At 62.6% G+C, this 20558-nt stretch carries 19 protein-coding genes and 1 pseudogene; 7 read left to right on the plus strand and 13 right to left on the minus strand.

What is annotated here, in order from left to right; genetic code table 11:
- Positions 1-327: 327 nt before the first annotated feature.
- Positions 328-1008 (plus strand): L,D-transpeptidase, encoded by a 681-nt coding sequence (locus tag IB264_RS08235; protein ID WP_246811724.1) that lies wholly within the window; start codon positions 328-330, stop codon positions 1006-1008.
- 48 nt (positions 1009-1056) lie between these two features.
- Here the strand turns inward: IB264_RS08235 and IB264_RS08240 are convergent, their stop codons facing one another.
- The 10 genes from IB264_RS08240 to IB264_RS08285 form a co-directional block, all read right to left on the minus strand.
- Positions 1057-1851, minus strand: coding sequence for a L,D-transpeptidase (locus tag IB264_RS08240; RefSeq protein WP_107027424.1), 795 nt, complete (start codon positions 1849-1851; stop codon positions 1057-1059).
- A gap of 79 nt (positions 1852-1930) precedes the next feature.
- The gene (locus IB264_RS08245) at positions 1931-2902 is read right to left on the minus strand and encodes a murein L,D-transpeptidase family protein (protein ID WP_025429357.1); all 972 of its coding nucleotides are present in this window, start codon (positions 2900-2902) and stop codon (positions 1931-1933) included.
- Positions 2903-3239: 337 nt separating this feature from the next.
- The gene (dhaL, locus tag IB264_RS08250; protein WP_107027425.1) at positions 3240-3887 is read right to left on the minus strand and encodes a dihydroxyacetone kinase subunit DhaL; all 648 of its coding nucleotides are present in this window, start codon (positions 3885-3887) and stop codon (positions 3240-3242) included.
- Between the two features lie 57 nt (positions 3888-3944).
- Positions 3945-6032 carry a bifunctional sugar-binding transcriptional regulator/dihydroxyacetone kinase subunit DhaK gene (locus tag IB264_RS08255; RefSeq protein ID WP_081788964.1) on the minus strand — a complete coding sequence of 696 codons (2088 nt, stop codon included), beginning with the start codon at positions 6030-6032 and terminating at the stop codon, positions 3945-3947.
- A 283-nt stretch (positions 6033-6315) separates the two neighbouring features.
- On the minus strand, positions 6316-6957 hold the full coding sequence (gene dhaL, locus IB264_RS08260; protein WP_057222808.1) for a dihydroxyacetone kinase subunit DhaL: 642 nt from the start codon (positions 6955-6957) through the stop codon (positions 6316-6318).
- Between the two features lie 15 nt (positions 6958-6972).
- Positions 6973-7965 carry a dihydroxyacetone kinase subunit DhaK gene (locus IB264_RS08265; protein WP_057222809.1) on the minus strand — a complete coding sequence of 331 codons (993 nt, stop codon included), beginning with the start codon at positions 7963-7965 and terminating at the stop codon, positions 6973-6975.
- Between the two features lie 30 nt (positions 7966-7995).
- Complete coding sequence (locus tag IB264_RS08270) at positions 7996-8769, minus strand: SDR family oxidoreductase (RefSeq protein WP_057222810.1); 774 nt, start codon at positions 8767-8769, stop codon at positions 7996-7998.
- Between the two features lie 60 nt (positions 8770-8829).
- Positions 8830-9816 carry a substrate-binding domain-containing protein gene (locus tag IB264_RS08275; RefSeq protein ID WP_057222811.1) on the minus strand — a complete coding sequence of 329 codons (987 nt, stop codon included), beginning with the start codon at positions 9814-9816 and terminating at the stop codon, positions 8830-8832.
- 86 nt (positions 9817-9902) lie between these two features.
- Complete coding sequence (locus IB264_RS08280) at positions 9903-10907, minus strand: ABC transporter permease (protein ID WP_057222812.1); 1005 nt, start codon at positions 10905-10907, stop codon at positions 9903-9905.
- A gap of 58 nt (positions 10908-10965) precedes the next feature.
- Entirely contained in the window at positions 10966-12444 is a 1479-nt protein-coding gene (locus IB264_RS08285; protein ID WP_057210108.1) for a sugar ABC transporter ATP-binding protein, read from the minus strand.
- Between the two features lie 301 nt (positions 12445-12745).
- Between IB264_RS08285 and IB264_RS08290 the strand changes: the two genes are divergently transcribed.
- The 6 genes and pseudogenes from IB264_RS08290 (at position 12746) to IB264_RS08310 (ending at position 18966) form a co-directional block, all read left to right on the plus strand.
- Complete coding sequence (locus tag IB264_RS08290) at positions 12746-13816, plus strand: HlyD family secretion protein (RefSeq protein ID WP_057222813.1); 1071 nt, start codon at positions 12746-12748, stop codon at positions 13814-13816.
- Positions 13816-16602 carry a ribosome-associated ATPase/putative transporter RbbA gene (rbbA, locus tag IB264_RS08295; protein ID WP_107027426.1) on the plus strand — a complete coding sequence of 929 codons (2787 nt, stop codon included), beginning with the start codon at positions 13816-13818 and terminating at the stop codon, positions 16600-16602. The genes IB264_RS08290 and rbbA overlap by 1 nt, the downstream gene beginning before the upstream one ends.
- A gap of 2 nt (positions 16603-16604) precedes the next feature.
- Positions 16605-17717: an ABC transporter permease gene (locus IB264_RS08300; RefSeq protein WP_057209922.1), complete on the plus strand. Its 1113-nt coding sequence runs from the start codon at positions 16605-16607 to the stop codon at positions 17715-17717.
- A 3-nt stretch (positions 17718-17720) separates the two neighbouring features.
- Positions 17721-17936, plus strand: a complete 216-nt coding sequence (locus IB264_RS34570) for a hypothetical protein (RefSeq protein WP_057222815.1) — start codon at positions 17721-17723, stop codon at positions 17934-17936.
- Positions 17930-18202: pseudogene (locus IB264_RS34575) on the plus strand (phosphoketolase); the annotation flags it as partial. The gene IB264_RS34570 and the pseudogene IB264_RS34575, both read left to right, overlap by 7 nt.
- A gap of 143 nt (positions 18203-18345) precedes the next feature.
- A complete protein-coding gene (locus IB264_RS08310; protein WP_057222817.1) occupies positions 18346-18966 on the plus strand; it encodes a pentapeptide repeat-containing protein in 621 nt (206 codons plus the stop codon).
- Positions 18967-19120: 154 nt separating this feature from the next.
- Here the strand turns inward: IB264_RS08310 and IB264_RS35365 are convergent, their stop codons facing one another.
- The 3 genes from IB264_RS35365 to IB264_RS08320 all read right to left on the minus strand — a co-directional run bounded on the left by IB264_RS35365 (position 19121) and on the right by IB264_RS08320 (position 20458).
- Positions 19121-19375, minus strand: a complete 255-nt coding sequence (locus IB264_RS35365; RefSeq protein ID WP_057222818.1) for a hypothetical protein — start codon at positions 19373-19375, stop codon at positions 19121-19123.
- Between the two features lie 116 nt (positions 19376-19491).
- Positions 19492-20013, minus strand: a complete 522-nt coding sequence (locus IB264_RS08315) for a hypothetical protein (protein ID WP_057212808.1) — start codon at positions 20011-20013, stop codon at positions 19492-19494.
- A gap of 88 nt (positions 20014-20101) precedes the next feature.
- The gene (locus IB264_RS08320) at positions 20102-20458 is read right to left on the minus strand and encodes a hypothetical protein (protein ID WP_057222819.1); all 357 of its coding nucleotides are present in this window, start codon (positions 20456-20458) and stop codon (positions 20102-20104) included.
- Positions 20459-20558: the final 100 nt, after the last annotated feature.

Below are 20558 nucleotides of genomic sequence, written 5' to 3' on the forward strand. Positions count from 1 at the left end.
TCACGCAACCCTCGATACCTGCATATTGTGAGACGGGTCACCCAGTCCCCAGGCGAACATTTAGTCTAGGCTGAACGCGACTTGCCGCTTCCGTCTGCCGTCAAGTTGACTCCCCGCTCGCGCCCGACCGGGTGAATTTTGCAACACTCAGTTGGCGGCGAGCGACTGGCGAGGATCATCCACCAAAGAGATCGGCTTTGACCACATTTCGGTCACGAATGGGACCAACAGCCACAACTCTCTCCTCGCATACATCCAACCCGGAATAAAAAAGTGTCTTTTCAATTGTCCCGCCGATCACTGCTTGCAGTGGTCGCAAGCTCTATTTTGAGCGCCTGCACACAGGTCCCCAAGCCCGGTCTCGAGCCAAATGCCGCCGACAAGACCAGCAAGGGCGTCATCACCCCGCCAGAGAAGGCCCCGATCGAGCTTGAGCGCAAGGATGAGCCGGCGCCGAAGCTCGATTACGCCCAGATCTACGGTCCGGTAAAGGACGAGGGCTATGATGTTCCGGGGGTGCAGTTCGATGCGATAAAGCCGGAATTCCTGCGGCAGGAGGTCGCCTATGCGACCAACGAGCCGGCCTATTCGATCGTCGTCGATACGCAGAAGATGTTCCTCTACTGGGTGCTGCCCGGCGGCAAGGCGATCCGCTATGGCGTCGGTCTTGGCGCACAGGGACGCGCCTGGAAGGGCAGGGCGGTCGTGCACTGGAAGCGCAAGTGGCCGCGTTGGACGGTGCCGGACGACATGGTCGCGCGCCAGCCGCACCTGAAGAAATATGGCATCGAGGCGGGCGGCATGGATCCGGGCCTCAGCAATCCGCTCGGCGCGCGGGCGATGTATATCTTCCAGGATGGCCAGGATACGCTCTACCGGATCCATGGGTCGCCGCAGTGGCGCTCGATCGGCAAGAACGCTTCGGCCGGCTGCGTGCGGATGCTGCAACAGGACGCGATCGATCTCTATAATCGCGTCCGGGGAAAGACGCCGCTGCTCGTCATCTGAGGCCAGCCGTCGACTGTGGGAGCGCTCCCACAGTCGACATCGCCGGTCCTAATAAATCGGCGGGGGTGCGCCGGGGATGCCGCCTTCGCCGGGCAGGAGATTGTCCTGCGGCTGGGCCGGTGTTTGCGCCGCCATTCCGCCGCCCGACAGATCCGTCACCACGACCGGCGTGCCGTTCGGCACGCGGTCATAGAGATCGACGACGTCCTGGTTGATCATGCGCACGCACCCCGACGACACCGACTGGCCGATGGTCCACCATTCCGGGGAGCCATGGATGCGGTAAAGCGTATCTTCCCCGTTCTGGAAGATATACATCGCGCGGGCGCCAAGCGGGTTCTTCAACCCCGGCTCCATGCCGCCGGCCTCGATGCTGTACTGCTGCAGTTCCGGCTGGCGTGCGACCATTTCGTTCGGCGGTTTCCAGCGCGGCCAAGGCCGCTTGTACTGGATGACGCCGCGACCGGCCCAGGCGAAGCCGGCCCGGCCGAGGCCGACGCCGTAGCGCATCGCCTGGCCGTTCTCATAGACGCGATAGAGGAAATGGTTGCCGACATCGACAACCAAAGTGCCGGGCCGCTCGCCCGTCGGATCGGGCACCATCTGCCTGTAATATCGCGGGTCGATCTTTTCGTAAGGGATCGCCGGCAGAGGATAGGTTTCTCCCGGCCGTTCGCCATACATCTCGGAGAGCACGGTGTTGGCGGCCGGCACTGGTTCCGGCGCCGGGGCGTATTGCTGCGAAACCCGCTCGCGCGTCGAGCCGCACCCCGCCAAACCGAGCACCGCCATGCCGGCGGAAAGCTTGAGGAAGGATCGGCGACAGACGTCACGTTGCGGCATGGGGAACCTCGATTACCTGTGTTCGGTGACCACCGGGGGAATGACGCATCTAGCGCTGCTCATCTCCCGCCGCCACCGATCACAGGCCGGCATAGGGATCTGCCAGCGCCGCGTCCGGTCGGCTAATGGGGTATTTAGTTCCCGAGATCTTGGCGGCCAGCTTTTCAGCGCCGTTTTTCTCAAGCAGCGTCCGGAAGCTTGGATGCATGCCGCCATCGACATAGGAATTCACCGGAGCGGGCGTCTGATTGGCGACCATGCCCGCGACCTTGGCGTCTTCCGTTTGCAGCCTTGCCATCAGCCCGGCGTCCGATGTTGCCGTGGTCGCAGGGCAGGCGCCAAGCGGGTCGGTCGGCTCGCCGTTGGCAAAGTCGGTGTTGAAGACGTAACGACCGCCACAGACCGAAACCTTCGGCTGGCGCTTCGTCGCTTCAAAAATGTCGTAGCCTTGTTTGATGTTCTTCCAGAAATTGAAGTTCGGGTCACCGCTGTTCCGCGCCATATTCGTTGCCGTCATGCGGAACGGATAGGCCTGCACCTGGAATTGCCCCTGACCGCCGGCAAGCGCGCGCTGGACGACGGGATAGATTTCTCCGACCCCCTGGTCCGTCAGCGCGTAGCAACCGGATGACGAACAGGCACCATGCACCATCAGCGCCTCACCGGTGTAGCCGAGAGCCTGCTCGAGCCGGTTGGGGTAGCCGAGATTGAACGACAGATAGAATTGCGACTTCGGATTCAGCATGCGGGCGGACACGTGGTAAAACCCTTCCGGCGCCTGGCGGTCGCCCGCCTTGGTCTTCGGCCCGAGCTTTCCAGACCAACGGCACATCGGATAGGTTTTGAGGAGCGCATACTGCCCGGATTTGTTCTGTTTCCAGATCTCGAGTTCGCTTTCCTGCTTGAAGATGCGAACGAGCACCGGGCTTTCCGGCTTGGAGCCGTTCTTGGCCATGGCGCCGATCAGCTTCGCCGGGATCGGCGGGGGCGCACGAACTTCGTCAAAGGCCGACATGCAGCCGGAAAGGGCGATGGCGATCGTCGCGGCCATGGCGGCGCGCAGGGCGGGCTTCGTCTTGCCCAGGAATTCGCCGGCGTTTGCGGGCGAAAGGGAAAGAAGGTGTCTCGTTATGCGCCGCATGCGGGCTCCTTGAAATGGCGACCGGACCATAAAACCTCTAGCGGCTTTAGCTGCAAGCGCTTGCCGCTGGCTTTCGTCTGTCGGCAGTTCAATAAAACTTGAACGCCGGACATCCCCACTGCTCACCAGCCTTGGCATGTGATGGTAAATTTTGTCCAAACAGCGGCATCACGTGCGCGTTACTCGCGAACGCAGGTTCGCGCTACTCCCGAACCTGGTTTCGCGGCTGTTGGTCGGCGCCCGCGCGCTAGGCCGCTCTGTTGAGCGAAGATGCCATGGCGCGCAGGATCACGACGGACGAGGCGGCTCCGGGATCGACATGGCCAAGCGAGCGCTCGCGCACCCTTGCGGCGCGTCCCTTTGTAGCGATCATCGAGCGCGTCGCATTGGCGCCGGCCTCGGCCGAGGCGACAACGTCTCGCCAGAAACCGTCAGCTCCCTTGTTGTCTGCAAGCGCTGCTGCGGCGGCATCGGCTGCCGGCAGCCAGGCGTCGAGCATCGTCTTGTCGCCGCGTTGCCCCTTGCCGCGCTCGCGCATCCCCGAACCCATGGCATCGATGATGGCGGCGCAGGTGGCGAGATCGAGCTCCGTCTTGCCGGCGACGGCTTGTGCGGCGCGGCGAAAGGCCGTGGCATAGAGCGGTCCGGTCGAGGCGCCGACGGCATTGAGGAAAGCGCCCGCCGCCGTCGCCATGACGTCGGAGATCTGGGCATGGTCGAGGTCGAGCTTGGCCAGTTCGGCCTTCACCGCCAGGAAGCCGAGTGACATCGTCGTGCCGTGATCGGCATCGCCGATGGCGCCGTCGAGTTCCGACAGATGATCCTTTTCGGCTTCGACAGCCTCGGAGATCGCCTGAAACATGCTGACCAAGCGGCGCGCCGCACTTTCCGACATCACTGTCCTCCCAGAACGCCCGGTACCCATGCTTGACCATGGGTCCCTGACGGGATGCTAATTGATACGCAGGAAAGCCGTTTCGCAAGGGTGATGCAGCAGATCGGTCAGTTCCTGGTCGAGATGGAGGATCGAGATCGATGCACCGACCATATCGAGAGACGTGCAATAATGGCCGATCCAGTTGGCTTCAATCTCTATGTTCTTGGCGGCAAGGCGCTGCGCAACCCGCCGGTAAAGGATGTAGAGTTCCATCAGCGGCGTCGCGCCGAACGAATTGATGAGCACGGCGACACGATCTCCGGCCGAAGCTTTCATCTCCTTGAAGATGTTGTCCATGATCGCATCGGTGATGTCGTCGGCCGGCTTGATGTGCTCGCGGGTCACGCCGGGCTCGCCGTGGATGCCCATGCCGATTTCCATGTCGTCGGGGCCGATCTCGAAATTGTGGCGTCGGGTCTGCGGCATCGAGCAGGGCTCGAGCGCAACGCCGACCGTATAGGTGCGAAGGTTGGCCTTCCTGGTCACGGCCTCGCAGGCGTCGAGCGAAAGTCCCCGATCGCAGGCCGCACCGGCGATCTTGAAGATGAAGAAATTGCCGGCAACGCCGCGCCGACCCTCGCGATCCTCGATCGGCGAGGAGGCGATATCGTCCGTGGTCAGGACGGTACGGACCTTGATGCCCTTTTCCTCGGCGATCTCGGCTGCCATCTCGAAGTTCATCACGTCACCGGCGTAGTTGCCATAGACGAAAAGCACGCCCTCGCCGCCCGATGCGGCAACCGCACATTGGACGATCGGATCAGGCGGCGGCGAGGAGAAGATGTTGCCGACCGCCACGGCGTCGGCGAGGCCCTTGCCGACATAACCGAGGAAACAGGGTTCATGGCCGGTGCCGCCGCCGATGACGAGGCCGACCTTGCCCGGCCGCGGTCCGGTCTTGGCAACGAGCGCGCGATGCGAACCGTTGATCGGCTCGATATAGTCCCGGTGTGCCCTGACGACGCCGTCGAGCATCTCCTCGACAACCTCATTGGGGTTGTTGAGGAACTTCTTGACGTGGGTGCGGTAGGAGCTGGGCGTCTGGGCAAGCTTCGGCCGCTGCGAGATCCTCGTGTCGAGGCCGGTGACGCCGTCTGCCCTGAGGATGCCGTGACCGGTCGCCGCGTCGGTAATCAGCACGTTGGCGTAACCACCGCGCAGCGCCGCAAGCAGCGCCGGAACCTTGTCGAAGCCGCCGGCAACGGCAATGCGCGTGCCGATCCGGCGTAGCATGTCGAGCGAAATCCCAACTGTCCTGTCGTCGAGTGGTCCCGCGACGGGCCGTCCGCGCTCGTCGATGAACCGTCCGGCGACGACGCCGACGGCGCCGGCTGCGAGATAGTGTTGCAGCGAGACCGATTCGAAGAAACCGCTGGTATGGATGGTCGAGTTAGGGCGCAGCGACGAGATGCCGAAGAGGATGCGGTTCGCCTGTGCCAGCGTGGCGAATTGTTCCTGCAGCAGCGGCTCGTCGAGCAGCATCTGCCGCAATTCCGGCGACTTGACGATCGCCGGCGCGGTTATGCCGACGCAGCGCGCAGAGATCGCACGGGCGATCGAAGCGGCGCAGAGCTCCGGCGTATAGGAGAACGCCGCCGTCGTGCCGCCGGTCGCCTGCACCACGGTCGCGTCCTGGAGCGCATGCACATCGGCATGCTCGCCCACCGACATCACCGTGCGTCCCCAGGAGACCGCCAGCGTGTCGCCGGATTTCACCAGCTTCTGCAACGCCATTGCGCCGGCCACGCCGAGCCGGTCGATCAGCGGCCGGGCGTTGTCGTCGCTTGGAACGACGAGACAGTCGGCGAGGCCGAAATGGCGCTTGAGTTCCTGGGCGATCGTGAGCGACGCAAGACGCGCCGGCTCGAGCGAGATGTTGACGATGCCCTTTTCCCGGGCTTCGGCGAGGTAGCTGTTGACGGTCGCACGCGAGACGCCCATCGCATCGGCGATCTCGCCCTGGGTCATTCCGTCTTCGTAGTAGAGCCAGCAGGCCCAGACATAGGGATCGTCACCATAGCGCAGGGGGATGGCGTCCGACGTATCGGTCGCGCCGCTCCTGCTCGCACCGCCCTTGCGTGGTGAGGATGTCTTCGATGTCATCTGGTTGCGTTCGTTCCCTGTTTTGGTTGGTGAACATGGAAGCAACGTCGTGCTTTTGCAACCTTACTGCACCGTTCCTTAGGTCGGGTCTGATCGAAGTGCAGGTTTATACAGTAGATTTGGAATGTCGCGCATTCAGCCATCTGTGCCGGCCGGCACCAGCAGCTGGTATGACTGTCGTCGCGGTGTGCGATCCCGCTGTTTTTGAGCGGGATCGCACCGGCCTTGGGAGGCGAAGGTGTCTGGCGACGGCACGGAACCGTGCCGTCGCCTTCGGCAGGGGTTACGTCAGGCGTGCGCGTGCGCCCAGCGAAAGTTCCTTCAGGATGATCGCGCAGGAGGTCGCACCGGCGTCGAGCACGCCGAGCGAGCGCTCGCCGAGCCGGCTGGCGCGGCCGATCTTGGCGACGAGGTCGCGGGTCGATTCGCGGCCAGCTTCGGCTGCGGAAACAAGCGCATTGAGCGCCTCGTCGAACGGTTTGCCGCTCGCGGTCGCACCGTCAAAGGCTTCCACGGCCGGAACGAGCGTGTCGATCAGCGTCTTGTCTCCGACCTTGGCCGAGCCGATCGACTGGATGCCCTCGAGGCCGGCATGCAGCATGAGGCTATAGGTTGCCGCATCGATGGCAGGCACACCGTCGAGCTTTTCGGCGAACTCGGTGAACATCACCCCGTAGAGCGGGCCCATGGATCCGCCGATCTCGGTCATCAGCACGGTTCCGAGCGTATCCAGCGCCTCGGACAAGGTTGCCTCCTTGCCCTTCAGCCGATCGGCGGCCATGCCGAAGCCCTTGGCCATGTTGACGCCGTGGTCGCCGTCGCCAATCTTGCCGTCGATCTCGCTCAGATAGGCGCGGTTCTCGATGATGCGCTCTGCGAGCGACAGCACGATCGCGCCTGAGTTGGCGTTGCTAAACGTCTGCATGATGCGCCTCTTTCGTCACAGGATGGTGGTGCAGCGAACCTCGACGTCGAGGAGCGCCTTGAGTTCGTCGTCGAGCGCCAGCACGGTCAGCGTGGCGCCGACCATTTCCAGCGAGGTGAAGTAGTTGCCGATATAGGTCCGGTAGATGCGAAGACCGCGACCGGTGATTTCCTTCTCGATCGTGTCATTCAGGATATAGAGTTCGTTGAGCGGCGTTGCGCCGAGACCAGAGACCAGCACCGCGACCTCGGTACCTGACGCCAGGTTGTGATCGTCGAGCACGATCTGGCACATGTCCTTGGCGACGTCGTCGGCGGTCTTCAGCGCTTCGACGCGTACGCCCGGTTCGCCGTGATGACCGATACCGACTTCCATCGTGCCGGGCTCGATCTGAAAGTTCGGATGGCCGACCGCCGGAAGCGTGCATGGCCCGAGACCGACGCCGATCGAACGGCAATTGTCGATGGCCTTCTGCGCGGTTACACGCACCTCCTCGAGGCTTGCGCCTTCAGCCGCCTTGGCACCGCCGATCTTCCACATGAAGATTTCGCCGGCCACGCCGCGGCGCTTCTCGCGCTCCTCCGGCGGTGCCGAGCAGACGTCGTCATTGGCAACGACGGTCAGGACGTCGATGCCGTCCTTGGCGGCGAGCTTCATCGCCATCTTCACGTTCATGTTGTCGCCGGCGTAGTTGCCATAGAGGCAGACGACGCCCTTGCCGCCATTCGCTTCACGGATGGCATCATGGAAGCTCTTGGCGGTCGGCGACGAAAAGAGTTCGCCGACGGCGACCGCGTCCAGCATGTTGCGGCCGGTGTAGCCGATGAAGGCAGGTTCGTGGCCGGAACCGCCGCCGGTGACGACGCCGACCTTGCCGGCAACCGGTGCGCCCTTGGCGACGACCACGCGCGGGTTGTCAGCCAGGCGCACGATGTCGGAGTGCGCCTTGACGAAGCCCTTGACGGTGTCCTCGACCACCTCGTCGGGATTGTTGATGAACCTTTGCATGGTGTCTCCTGTAGATGGGGTCGTGCGTCGTCAGAGAATGGTGTAGCCGCCGTCGATCAAGAGATCGGCGCCGTTGATCATGTCGGCTCCCGCCGACGACAGGAACACGGCAGCGGCCGCGATTTCCTCGGGATAGGCGAAACGGCCGGCCGGAATGCGCTTCTTGGCGGCTTCGCCCTTTTCGCCGCTCCAGGCCTTCTTGCCGAGTTCGGTCAGGACGATGGTCGGCGAGATGGTGTTGACGGAGATGCCGTGTTTGCCCCATTCGGCCGCAAAGGTCTTCGACATGCCGATGACGCCGAACTTCGAGGCGCAATAGGCGACATGGTCTTCGATCGCGACGGTACCGGCCTGCGAGGCGAGGTTGATGATCTTGCCGCCCTTGCCGGCGGCGATCATCGCCCGGCCGACGGCCTGGGTGACGAGGAAGCTGCCCTTGAGGTTGATGGCGATGGTCTTGTCCCAGTAGTCGAGCGACAGCTCTTCGGCAGGCGCCAGAAGCGCTACGCCGGCGCTGTTGACGGCGATGTCGATGCCGCCGAAAGCGGCGACCACGCCCGACACGGCCGCATTGACCGAGGCTGGGTCCGAGACGTCGCAGACGAAGGGTCTTGCATCAGCCCCGAGAGCCTCGGCTTTTGTGCGCGCGGCATCCTCGTTGATGTCGAGCACCGCCACTTTCGCGCCCTTGGCGGCAAAGGCGCTGGCAATCGCCGCGCCGATGCCGGAGGCACCGCCGGTGACGAGGGCAACCTTGCCCGTCAGCGGGAAATTGAGGTCGATCTGCGGTGTGGTCTCGGTCATGTCGTTTTCCCTAGGCGGTTGGAAAGCGGGGCGGGCAGGCCGCCCCGCTTGAGTTGGCGATTACTTGCGGGCTTCGAGCAGCTTGTCGACGTTTTCGGTCGTGACCGGCGTCCACGGAACGTTGTATTCCTTGTCCTTGCCGTCGTTGAACGGCATGTCCGGATACTGCGCCCAGATGTCCGACTGTGGCTTGTAGTCACCCTTTTTCGCCTGGAAGATCGCGAGGTCGAGCGCGCCCTGTGCCTGCGCGCGGGCATCCTGCAGGATCGAGGTCATCGTGCCTTCCTTGACGGCCGTCAGGGCATCGGTCACGCCGTCGATGCCGGCAATGGCGAAGTCGTCGACCTTGAGGCCGGCAGACTTGATCGCTTCGATCGCGCCGAGCGCCATCTCGTCGTTCTGGCCGATGACGCCGTTGATCTGGCCTGAATGGGCCGTCAGCCAGTTTTCCATCAGGGTCTGGGCTTCGGCGCGCGACCAGTTGGCCGTCTGCTGCTCGAGAACTTTGACGTCAGGGCACTCGGCAAGCGCCTTCTTGTTGCCCTCGAGGCGGGAGATCTGCGCCGACTGGCCGATCGGGCCTTCGATAATGACGACGTTGCCCTTGCAGCCGATCTTGTCGAGCACGGTCTTGGCTTCCATGTAGCCGGAGACGGTGTCGTCGGAGCCGACATAGGCGGTCAAGAGGTCGGAGTTGACGCGGGTGTTGGATCCGACGACCGGGATCCCGGCATCACGCGCCGCCTGAACGGCGGTTGCGCCGGCCTCGATGTCGATCGGCACGAAGATGATCGCGTTGAACTTCTGCGTGATCATCGTGTTGAACTGTTCCTGCTGGACCAGCGCGTCGTAGCGACCGTCAAACACGGTCAGTTCGACTTCGCCACTCTTGACGGCGGGGTGCTCTTCAAGCGCCGCCGACCAGATCTGCATGAATTCGGCATTGAGTCCGTAGGGCGCTGCACCGATCTTGAGCTTTTCCTGCGCGACGGCTGATGACGCGAAGAGGGCCGTGGCGGAAGCCAGGGCGATCACGAGTTTCTTCATGCTACTCCTCCATATTGTGGTTTCCGCGACCTTCATGGCGCACGGATTGGTTCATGGCAGCCGCTCGGCGGCCAATCTCTTAGGGGTCAAAGACCCTGATTGCGTTTCTGGTCGAGCATCACGGCGCCGACGATCAGCGCGCCCTTGAGGACCTGCTGGTAGTAGGATTGGATGCCCATCAGATCGAGGCCGTTGTTCATTACGCCGATGATCAGCGCGCCGATCAGCGTTCCCGTCACCCGGCCGACGCCGCCCGAAAGGCTGGTGCCGCCGATCACGACCGCGGCGATTGCGTCGAGTTCATAGGCGATGCCGGCCTGCGGCAGGGCCGAGCCCGTCCTGGCAGAGAGCATCATGCCTGCAAGGCCCGAAAGACCGCCGGAAATGACGTAGACGAGGAAGCGAATGCGAGTGACATTGATGCCCGAGGTTTTGGCCGCATGCGGGTTGCCGCCGACGGCGTAGATGTAGCGGCCGAAGCGCGTGCGGGTCAGGATCCACCAGGAGGCCAGGAAGACGATCGCCAGCAGGATGACCGGCATCGGGATGCCGAGGATGTTGCCCGTTCCGATCCAACGGAATTCCGGCGTCAGCGCCGGCACCGGCTTGCCGCCGCCATAGATCAGCGTCGTGCCGCGCGCCGCAGACAGCATGCCGAGCGTGGCGACGAAGGCCGGAACAGAGAAGCGCGAGACGATGAAGCCGACGATGATACCGCAGGCGACGCCGACGAGAATGCCGATCGCCAATGCGATGAAGAAAGGGTAGGGCGCGCCGGCGATGCCTGCCGTCGCCGAGGTCGTCGCGAAGCTGGCGCTCACCATGCCGGCAAGGGCCACGACCGAGCCGACGGAAAGATCGATGCCGCGCGTCAGGATGACGAAGGTCATGCCGATGGCGAGCACGCCGTTGATCGACGTCTGCAGCAGCACGTTCGAAATGTTGCCCGGCGTCAGGAAATATTCGTTGGAGAGCGAAAGGATGAACGCCAACAGCAGGAAGGCGAGAAAGATGCCGTATTCCTGGATCATCGTGCCGCGGTTTTCGGCATTGAACCAGCTGCTGGACGATTTGTTTTCGATATTGGACACGGTTCTCAGGCCCCTTTGATGTCGGACAAGCGCTTCTGGCGTCGATCTCGCGGGTGGTTCAGGTCGACAGGTGGACGAGCGAACGGGCGTCGGTCGCCCGGCGGTCATAGATGCCGGCGGATTTTCCCTGGCGCATGACCAGGATGCGATCGGACATGCCGAGCACCTCGTCGATCTCCGAGGAAATCATGACAACGGTGCCACCGGCCGCGGTGAAGTCGCAGATGATGCGGTAGATTTCGCGCTTGGCACCGACGTCGACGCCGCGGGTCGGCTCATCGAGCAAGAGCAATCTCGGCTGGCGCAGGAACCATTTGCCGAGCACCACCTTCTGCTGGTTTCCGCCCGAAAGGCCCGAGACCGGCATCGTGTCGCGGGCGGCCTTGATGCCGAACCGGGCGATCATCTGGGCGCTTGCCGCGGCCTCGTCCCGGCGCTTCATGACGAAGCTCGGGCTCATCTCCGGGAGGCTTGCAAGGCAGATGTTGCCGCGAACGCTGTCTGCAAGGTTGAGGCCGCTCACTTTCCTGTCTTCGGTGACGAAGGCGATGCCGCTGGCCATCGCGTCGGCTGGCTTGGTGACGTTGACCGGTTCACCTTCGAGCCTGACGTCGCCTTGCGACGGGCGATCGAGGCCGAACAGGCAGTTGAAGATTTCCGTGCGGCCGGAGCCCATCAGCCCGTAGATGCCGAAGATTTCGCCCCTGCGCACCGAAAACGAGATGTCCTCGATTTTGCCCGGCAGCGTCAGGCCCGAAACCTCCAGGCCGATCTCGTCGGTCGGGTCGTTGGTCTTGATATATTCTTCGCCAAGTTCGCGCCCGACAATCATCTTGATCAGGCCCGGGCGGTCGATATCGGCGAGCAGGCCGCTGCCGACATAGCCGCCATCGCGAAAGACAGTGTAGCTGTCGGCAATCTGGAAGATCTCCGACAGCCGGTGCGAGACGTAGACGACGCCCTTGCCTTCGGCCTTGAGGCGGGCAACCGCAGCGAAGAGGTGCTGAGCTTCCTTCTCGCCGATCGCCGATGTCGGCTCGTCCATGAAGATGACTTCGGCTTCATGGCTGAAAGCCTTGGCGATCTCGACCAGCTGCATCTGCGCAACCGAAAGGGTCATCATCGTCTGGGTTGCACGGATGCCGAATTCGAGCCGATCCAGCAGTTGCTGGGCATCCCGGTTCATCTTCTTGAAGTCGATGCCGCCGAAGCGCCCCGAGGGCTCGCGGCCGAGATAGATGTTTTCGGCGACCGTCATATGCGGGACGGGGCTCAGTTCCTGCTCGATGATGGCGATGCCGGAGGCGAGCGCTTCGGCGGGGTTGCCGTAGTGCACTTCCTTGCCGCGGCGCCAGATTGTGCCACCGTCGCGCTGCTGGATGCCCATCAGGATCGACAGAAACGTCGACTTTCCGGCGCCATTGCCGCCGCAAAGCGCATGAACGGAGCCGGCTTGAAGCTCCAGGCGGCCGTCGCGCAATGCAGCAACGCCCCCGAATGATTTCTTCAGCCCTTCAACCTTCAAAAGCGGTTGCATGGTGTCCTCCCACGCTGCGATGGCGATTTTGCCACCATCGAGTTCGACAAAAATCACACGATGATCGACATCTGTCAATATCAGCTTTTTACTTTTGATTTTTTCAATCGTCTTTTGTCAAATGGCAGTGCCTGTCTTGAGCCCAATTGACATGAGTCAATGCGATGACCTGCTCCTTCGCGTCTGCTTTAGCGATCCGTTTACGCCGCGGTGACGGTTCCCCGCGCCAGGCCTATTCCCGGTTGTGTTTGGGTGACCGCGGTCTATTGTCGTGGGATGCATTTGAAGGTGGGACGCTGATATGGAAAAAGCCCGGAAGAATTGGCTCGTGATCGGTCTGGTCGTTCTTGCGCTGGCGGGCGGCTACTACGCCTGGCAGAATCTGGATCGCAATGCGCTACCCGCCGGGATCGCCAGCGGCAACGGACGCATCGAGGCGGTCGAGATCGATATCTCGACGAAAACGCCGGGCAGAATCAAAGAGATCATGGTGGACGAGGGGGACTTCGTCACTGCCGGTCAGGTGCTTGCCCAGATGGATACGGTCCAACTGGAGGCCCATAAACGGCAGGCGGAAGCACAGGAGAGGCGCGCCGTCATCGGCGTCGAAGCGGCAAAGAACCTTGTGACCCAGCGCGAGGCGGAAAAGGCGGCAGCCGACGCCGTTCTGGCACAACGCCGGGCACAACTGGACGCTGCCGAGCGGCGGCTCGCCCGTTCCGAGCAGCTCGTCAAGACGAGCACGGTTTCACAGCAGGTGCTCGACGACGACCGGGCGACGGCAGAGGGGGCAAGAGCTGCCGCCAGTGCCGCGGAAGCCTCGCTCGCCGCGTCGAATGCGGCGATCAATTCGGCGAAATCCCAGGTCGTCGATGCCGAAGCCTCGGTCGAGGCAGCCAAGGCATCGGTCGAAAGCATCGTCGCAGACATCAACGACAGCACTCTGGTCTCGCCGCGTGATGGCCGCATCCAATATCGTGTCGTCCAGCCCGGCGAAGTGTTGGCGGCGGGCGGCCGTGTGCTCAATCTCGTCGATCTCGGCGATGTCTACATGACATTCTTCCTGCCGACGGATCAGGCGGGGCGTCTATCGATCGGCAGCGAGGTCCGTCTCGTGCTGGATGCAGCGCCGCAGTACATCATTCCCGCCAAGGTTTCCTATGTCGCCGATGTCGCGCAGTTCACGCCGAAGACGGTCGAGACGGCCGAGGAGCGGCAGAAGCTGACGTTCCGCATCAAGGCGCAGATCCCCAAGGAACTCCTGAAGAAGTATATCCGCATGGTGAAAACCGGTCTTCCGGGCGTTGCCTATGTGAAGGTCGACCCCAATGCTGAGTGGCCGGCGAGCCAGACCGGCACGCTGGTGCAGTGATGGCGGATCCCGACCGGGCCGGCCTGCCGCCGGCGGAGCCCGTGGTTCGCCTGAGCGCCGTCACGCTTTCCTATGGGAAGACGAAGGCGCTGGACGACGTGACGCTCGATATACCCTCGGGCTGCATGGCCGGCCTGATCGGGCCGGACGGGGTGGGAAAATCGAGCCTGCTCTCTCTCGTCGCCGGTGCACGCGCCGTGCAGGGCGAACGCGTCGACGTGCTCGGCGGCGACATCGCCGATGCCGGCCACCGGCGCCGCACCTGCCCGCGCATCGCCTATATGCCGCAGGGCCTCGGAAAAAACCTTTATCCGACGCTTTCTGTTTTCGAGAACGTCGATTTCTTCGGCCGTCTGTTCGGCCACGATCGCGAGGAGCGTAAAAAGCGGATCGCAAGCCTGCTCGAAAGCACGGGTCTGGCTCCCTTTGCGGAGCGTCCTGCGGGCAAGCTTTCCGGCGGCATGAAGCAGAAGCTTGGGCTCTGCTGCGCGCTGATCCACGATCCCGATCTCCTGATCCTCGACGAGCCGACCACCGGCGTCGACCCCTTGTCGCGCCGCCAGTTCTGGGAACTGATCGACGACATCCGCACTGAGCGGCCGGGTATGAGCGTCATCGTCGCAACCGCCTATATGGAAGAGGCGGCGCGCTTCGACTGGCTGGTGGCAATGGATGCCGGCCGGGTGCTGGCAACGGGCACGCCCGGTGAACTGCTTGAAAAGACTGGCGTCGACACGCTCGACGCCGCCTTCATCGCCCTGCTTCCCGAGGAGTTGCGGCGCGAGCATCATGACGTCGTCATTCCGCCGCGCCCGGAAGGTGTTGGCGAGGATATCGCCATCGAGGCGAACAACCTCACCATGCGCTTTGGCGATTTCGTCGCGGTCGACAATGTCAGCTTCCGCATCGGCCGCGGTGAGATCTTCGGCTTTCTCGGCTCCAACGGCTGCGGCAAGACGACGACGATGAAGATGCTGACGGGCTTGCTTGCCGCCAGCGAAGGCACGGCAAAGCTGTTCGGCCGCGAGGTTGACCCGCGCGACATGGAGGTCCGCCACCGTGTCGGCTACATGTCGCAGGCCTTCTCGCTCTATACCGAGCTTACGGTTCTGCAGAACCTCGAACTGCACGCCAAGCTTTTCGGCATGGCGGCCGATACCATTCCTGACCGAATCGAGGAACTTGCGGCACGCTTCGACCTCTCAGGCGTGATGGAGGCTTTGCCGGACGCGTTGCCGCTCGGCGTGCGCCAGCGGCTCTCGCTCGCGGTCGCCCTGATCCATTCGCCCGACATCCTCATCCTCGATGAACCGACATCGGGCGTCGATCCCGTGGCGCGTGACAGTTTCTGGCAGATCCTCGTCGACCTCTCCCGCAACGAGCAGGTGACGATCTTTATCTCCACCCATTTCATGAACGAGGCGATGCGCTGCGATCGCATGTCGCTGATGCATGCGGGCAAAGTGCTGGTGAGCGATACGCCCGCCGACATCATGAAGAGCCGCTTGGCAGCGACATTGGAGGAGGCCTTCATCACCTATCTGGAAGAGGCGATCGCCGGGGCGAAGCAGGCGGCTCCCGCGGTAGTTCGGGCAAAGGCCCCCTCGGAGCCGGTCGTCAAGCCTGAGGCCCCAAAGCGGCCCGCCTCGAAATCGGGGTTTTTCGATGTCGGGCGCATGTTCAGCTATACCCGCCGTGAGGCGCTGGAGCTGGTTCGCGATCCGATCCGGGCGACGCTTGCCACCATCGGCACCGTAATCCTGATGTTCGTCATCGGCTACGGCATCAACATGGATGTCGAGGACCTGACCTTCGCGGTGCTTGATCATGACCAGACGACCACCAGCCGCGAATACATTCTCGAGATCGCCGGTTCGCGTTACTTCATCGAGAAGGACCCGATCACCGACTACGCCGACCTCGACCGGCGCATGCGCAACGGCGAACTCAGCCTGGCGATCGAGATCCCGCCGGGTTTTGCCCGCGATGCGGCCCGTGGCGATAAGGTCGAAATCGCCGCCTGGATCGATGGCGCCATGGCCAGCCGGGCCGAAACGGTCAAGGGCTATGTCCAGGGGCTGCATGCCCATTGGCTGACCGGCAAGATCCGCGAACGCTACGGCAATGCGGCAACCACCGGCACCTTCAAGATCGAGACGCGCTTCCGCTACAATCCTGACGTCAAGAGCATCGTCGCCATGGTTCCCGTAGTCATTCCGCTTTTGCTGATGTTGATACCGGCCATGCTGTCGGCGCTCAGTGTCGTGCGCGAGAAGGAACTGGGGTCGATCGTCAATCTCTATGTCTCGCCGGTGACGCGGCTGGAATTCCTGGTCGGCAAACAGATCCCCTATATCGCGCTCGCAATGCTCAACTTTGTTCTGTTGACGGCGTTCGCGATCTTCGTCTTCCGGGTGCCGTTTACCGGCAGCCTCCTGACCTGGACGGTCGCGGGACTGATCTATGTCTCGGCGGCGACGGCGATGGGGCTTGTCATCTCCACCTTCATGTCGAGCCAGATCGCGGCGATCTTCGGCACGGCGATCCTGACGCTCATTCCGGCGATCCAGTATTCCGGCATGATCGATCCGGTCTCGTCGCTTGAAGGGGCAGGCGCATTCATCGGCCAGATCTACCCGACCACGCATTTCATGACGATCGCCCGCGGCACCTTCTCCAAGGCGCTCGGCTTCAGCGATCTTGCCGGCGCCTTCGTGCCGATGCTGATCGCGGTGCCGGTGCTGCTCGCCATCGGCACCCTGTCCCTCAAGAAGCAGGCGAGGTGACGATGCGCCTGTCCCACATCTATCAACTCGGCATCAAGGAACTCTGGGGCCTCTGGCGCGATCCGATCCTGTTGATCCTGATCGTCTATTCCTTCACGCTGTCGGTCTATACCGGCTCGACAGCGATGCCGGAAACGCTCAATCGGGCGGCCGTCGCCATCGTCGACGAAGATCGCTCGCCGGTTTCGACGCGGATCGCCACAGCTTTCTATCCGCCCTATTTCGTGCCCCCACAGATGATCACGCCGGCGGAAATGGACCGGCGTATGGACCAGGGCCTCGACACCTTCGCCCTCGACATTCCACCGAATTTCCAGACGGATCTCTTGGCCGGGCGTTCGCCGACGATCCAGCTCAATGTTGATGCGACGCGCATGAGTCAGGCCTTTTCCGGCAATGGTTACATCCAGCAGATCGTCACCGGGGAGGTCTCAGGCTTCCTCGATCGCCATCGCAGCGAACAGTCACTACCGGTCGATCTTGTTCTTCGTGCGAGGTTCAATGCCGAGCTGAACAAGGGCTGGTTCGGCGCCGTGATGAACGTCATCACCAACATCACCATCCTGTCGATCGTGCTGACAGGTGCTGCCCTCATCCGCGAGCGCGAGCATGGGACGGTGGAGCACCTGCTGGTCATGCCCGTGACCCCGTTCGAAATCATGGTCAGCAAGGTGTGGTCGATGGGACTTGTGGTGCTGTTGGCCTCGGCGGTTTCGCTGGTCTTCATCGTCAAAGGGGTGCTCGCCGTTCCTGTGCAGGGCTCATTCATCCTGTTCCTGCTGGCAACGGCCCTGCAACTCTTCGCCACCACGTCGATGGGCATCCTGCTTGCGACCATCGCCGGCTCCATGCCGCAGTTCGGTCTGCTGCTGATGCTGGTGCTTCTGCCGCTGCAGGCTCTCTCCGGCGGCATGACGCCGCGCGAGAGCATGCCTGAAATCATCCAGACCATCATGCTTGCGGCGCCGAACACCCATTTCGTCATTCTGGCCCAGGCAGTTCTTTTCCGCGATGCAGGGCTGGACGTGGTCTGGCCGCAGCTCCTTGCTTTGCTGGTGATCGGCGCCATTCTCTTTGCCTTCGCCATGCGACGCTTCCGGGCATTCCTGAAATAGCTCATGCGCCACAAGCCTCCAGCCAAGCGACGGAGGATATGCGCGATCTCATCGACGAGATTCCAGCTCATTTCGACATGCATCGGGTGGAAAACTGCCGGCCATGGTGTTGTTCATGGCGGCGATCGCTTCCAAGGGGCGGTCCGGCTCGACGATGCAAACATCGCGGCGATCGAAAAACTCACCGATCTCGCGCCGCTGCATCAGCCGCAAGGCTGACCTATAGGCGCACCAATCACGAGAATTTCCACGTACGCGGCTTCATCGAGGAAGGCACGACCACGATGCCCTTTGACATGACGGTGCTCAACGAGCTCGACCGTTTTCATCTGGCGCTGGAGGCGATCGCCCGGGTTTCGGGGCTGGCGGAAAAGGTAGCGGGTGTCGTCGTCGAACTTCACGGCAAACTTGACGAGCACCATCGATATGTCCGCGAACATGGCGAGGACATACCGGAGATCCAGGGCTGGCGCTGGCCGGGCTGATCTTCTCCGGTGCGGTTTGTGCAGGCCGTTGAAGGCGCTGACGGAGTGCTCTACAGCAATAGACCGGCAACGGCAGTCAAGGCCGATGCAATGGCCGCCATCGTGCGCCAGACAATGCTTGAATTGGGGAAGGGCGGGGGAAAATGGCCGAACGCAAACACGGAGAAGCAGTCCCCGCAACGGAAACCACCCTTGCGGGCGTAGACTGGTACGGTCTGGATATCTCCGACCGTAACCATAGCCGAACGCTTTTCTCGGATCTTGATATGACCGAGGCAACGAGCGCCGGTGCCGTCTTCAAGGAATGCACCTTCCGTCGCGCCAAGTTCAATTGCTCGCGCCATGAGGGCAGCGCCTTCATCAACTGTACCTTTGTCGGCTGCAATTTCTACGACGTCATCTTCAACGACTGCAAATTCGTCGGCAGCATGTTTGACGGCTGCAAGTTCGACGCGATGAGGGTCAAGGGTGGGAACTGGTCCTTCGTCGGATTGCCGGGCGCGGACCTTCGCAGTGCCGTTTTCGCCGACACGGTCATGCGCGAGGCCGACCTCACTGGCGCGCGTTGCGACGGCGGAACGATGAATGGGCTCGACTTGTCGGGTGCCTGGCTTCACAGCGTCAATTTCAGCGGATGTGATCTGCGCGGTAGCGATATAAGTTCAATCGAGCCTGAAACGGTGACGCTGAAGCGCGCCGTCATCACGATCGAGCAGTCGGTGATGATCTGTGAGGCTTTGGGCCTGGTGGTCCGGGCGTCTTAGAGAGCATTTCCAGGAAAAGGGCGAAGCGGTTTTCCGTCAGGGAACGTGCAAGAACAAAGGGATAGAGCGTTTCCAGAATTCCGCCTAAACCGGAAGCGCTCTAAATCGCCTTCCAACGATTTGTGTGTCGATCGGCAGGCAGGCGGAACCTCGTTTAGTTTCGCGGTTCGCCACTCGGCGCATAGACCGTCTTCTGCTTGAAGGCGAAGATATGGCCGCAGCGGCACCGCATCATGTGTTTGGCAGGATCGCTCGACGGGCGCTCCGTCGAAAAGCCCGTTGGCATCTGGTCGATGAGAAAACCACGGGTCCTGCTTTTCGGATCGTCGTTCTCCGAGGCTTCTGCAAAGCCGGACGCCCCACATTTCGAGCATTCCAGTTTTCTCGAATAACGATCTCTCGACACGATTGTCCCAATCCAAAATCAACTCGGCACCCGGACTATAGGAGGCGAGAGGCGCGTTCAAGGCCGTCGACGGAAAACCGCGCTAGGCTGAGGCCGGGTTGACGGCGGCCTGTTGCCGATCAGACAGTATCCTGTCGGCGCCGTATCTCGGCTGCGATGGTCGCCTCGTCCTGCCGGAGCGACAGGCGCCTGGCTGCGGCAAGACCCTGAGTCCAGGTCGACAGCGCGCGCTCCTTGCTGTCGTCCAGCCAATGCGCCAACCCGCACCACAGCCCGTATTGCGCCGTACCCACCGGGAAGACCCGGCAATAGCGCGAAAGCTCATGCAGAACCTGGCGCTCCCAATGACCCCATTGCTCGTACTCGCGCGATAGCCCCTCCTCCCGGCCGCGAAACAGCACTTCGACGCCGGAGATGCCGATCAGCGCGCTGTGGGAGGAGGGCCGACGCATGGCGCGCAGCAGACGAAGCGTGTCGACGGCGGCCTCGACGCTTTCTGCGTGCCTGCCGATGCGGGCGAGCGCCAGCGCCAGCGCACCGCGCGCCGATATCTGTGCGGCAAGATCGACGGAGCCGAGCATGGCCGAGGTGATCAGCCTGAGCACCTCCACCGCCTCGCGCGGTCGATCCATGTGCAGCACGCAGAGCGCCTTGCAGCGCAGGGCCCATATTTCCTGCTGGATGTTCCGGCGTTCTGGGCCCGCGATAAAAGCGTCAGCGCCGCAGGCTCTAACGCGCTCCAATCTCCGCGATAATAGAGCGACCAGAAACGGATGCCCTGCGCATTGCACCAGCGCAGCTGGTCTCCGGCGCTGAGAACGAGCGTCCGAGAACCTCGCCGCCCCGGCTGCAGATCTGTTCGGCGCAGCGGGCGTAGGAGAGCGTGAGCAGTTTCGGGATCTGGTCCAGGCCGTCCTGTCCGCGCCGGGCCAATTGTTCGACGAGGGCCGTGTAGCGCGACACATCCACGAACAGCACCGCGGCCGGAAATGCGACGGCTGCCGGGCGGTCGCCATTGGCGCCGTGGATCCTGCCGAGCAGTTCCAGCGGCAGGAAGCCCTCCAGGAGCGGATCGTTTTTTCCCATGACTTCTTTCTCACGGCTGCAGAACGACGGAGGAAGCGCCGGGGCGCCCAATTCGCTCACACGATGGGGTGAGGAGCCTACTACTTCTGGATTAGTGGTT

Origin of the sequence: Ensifer sp. ENS11 (assembly GCF_014851895.1) — a bacterium.
Classification (GTDB): domain Bacteria; phylum Pseudomonadota; class Alphaproteobacteria; order Rhizobiales; family Rhizobiaceae; genus Ensifer; species Ensifer canadensis.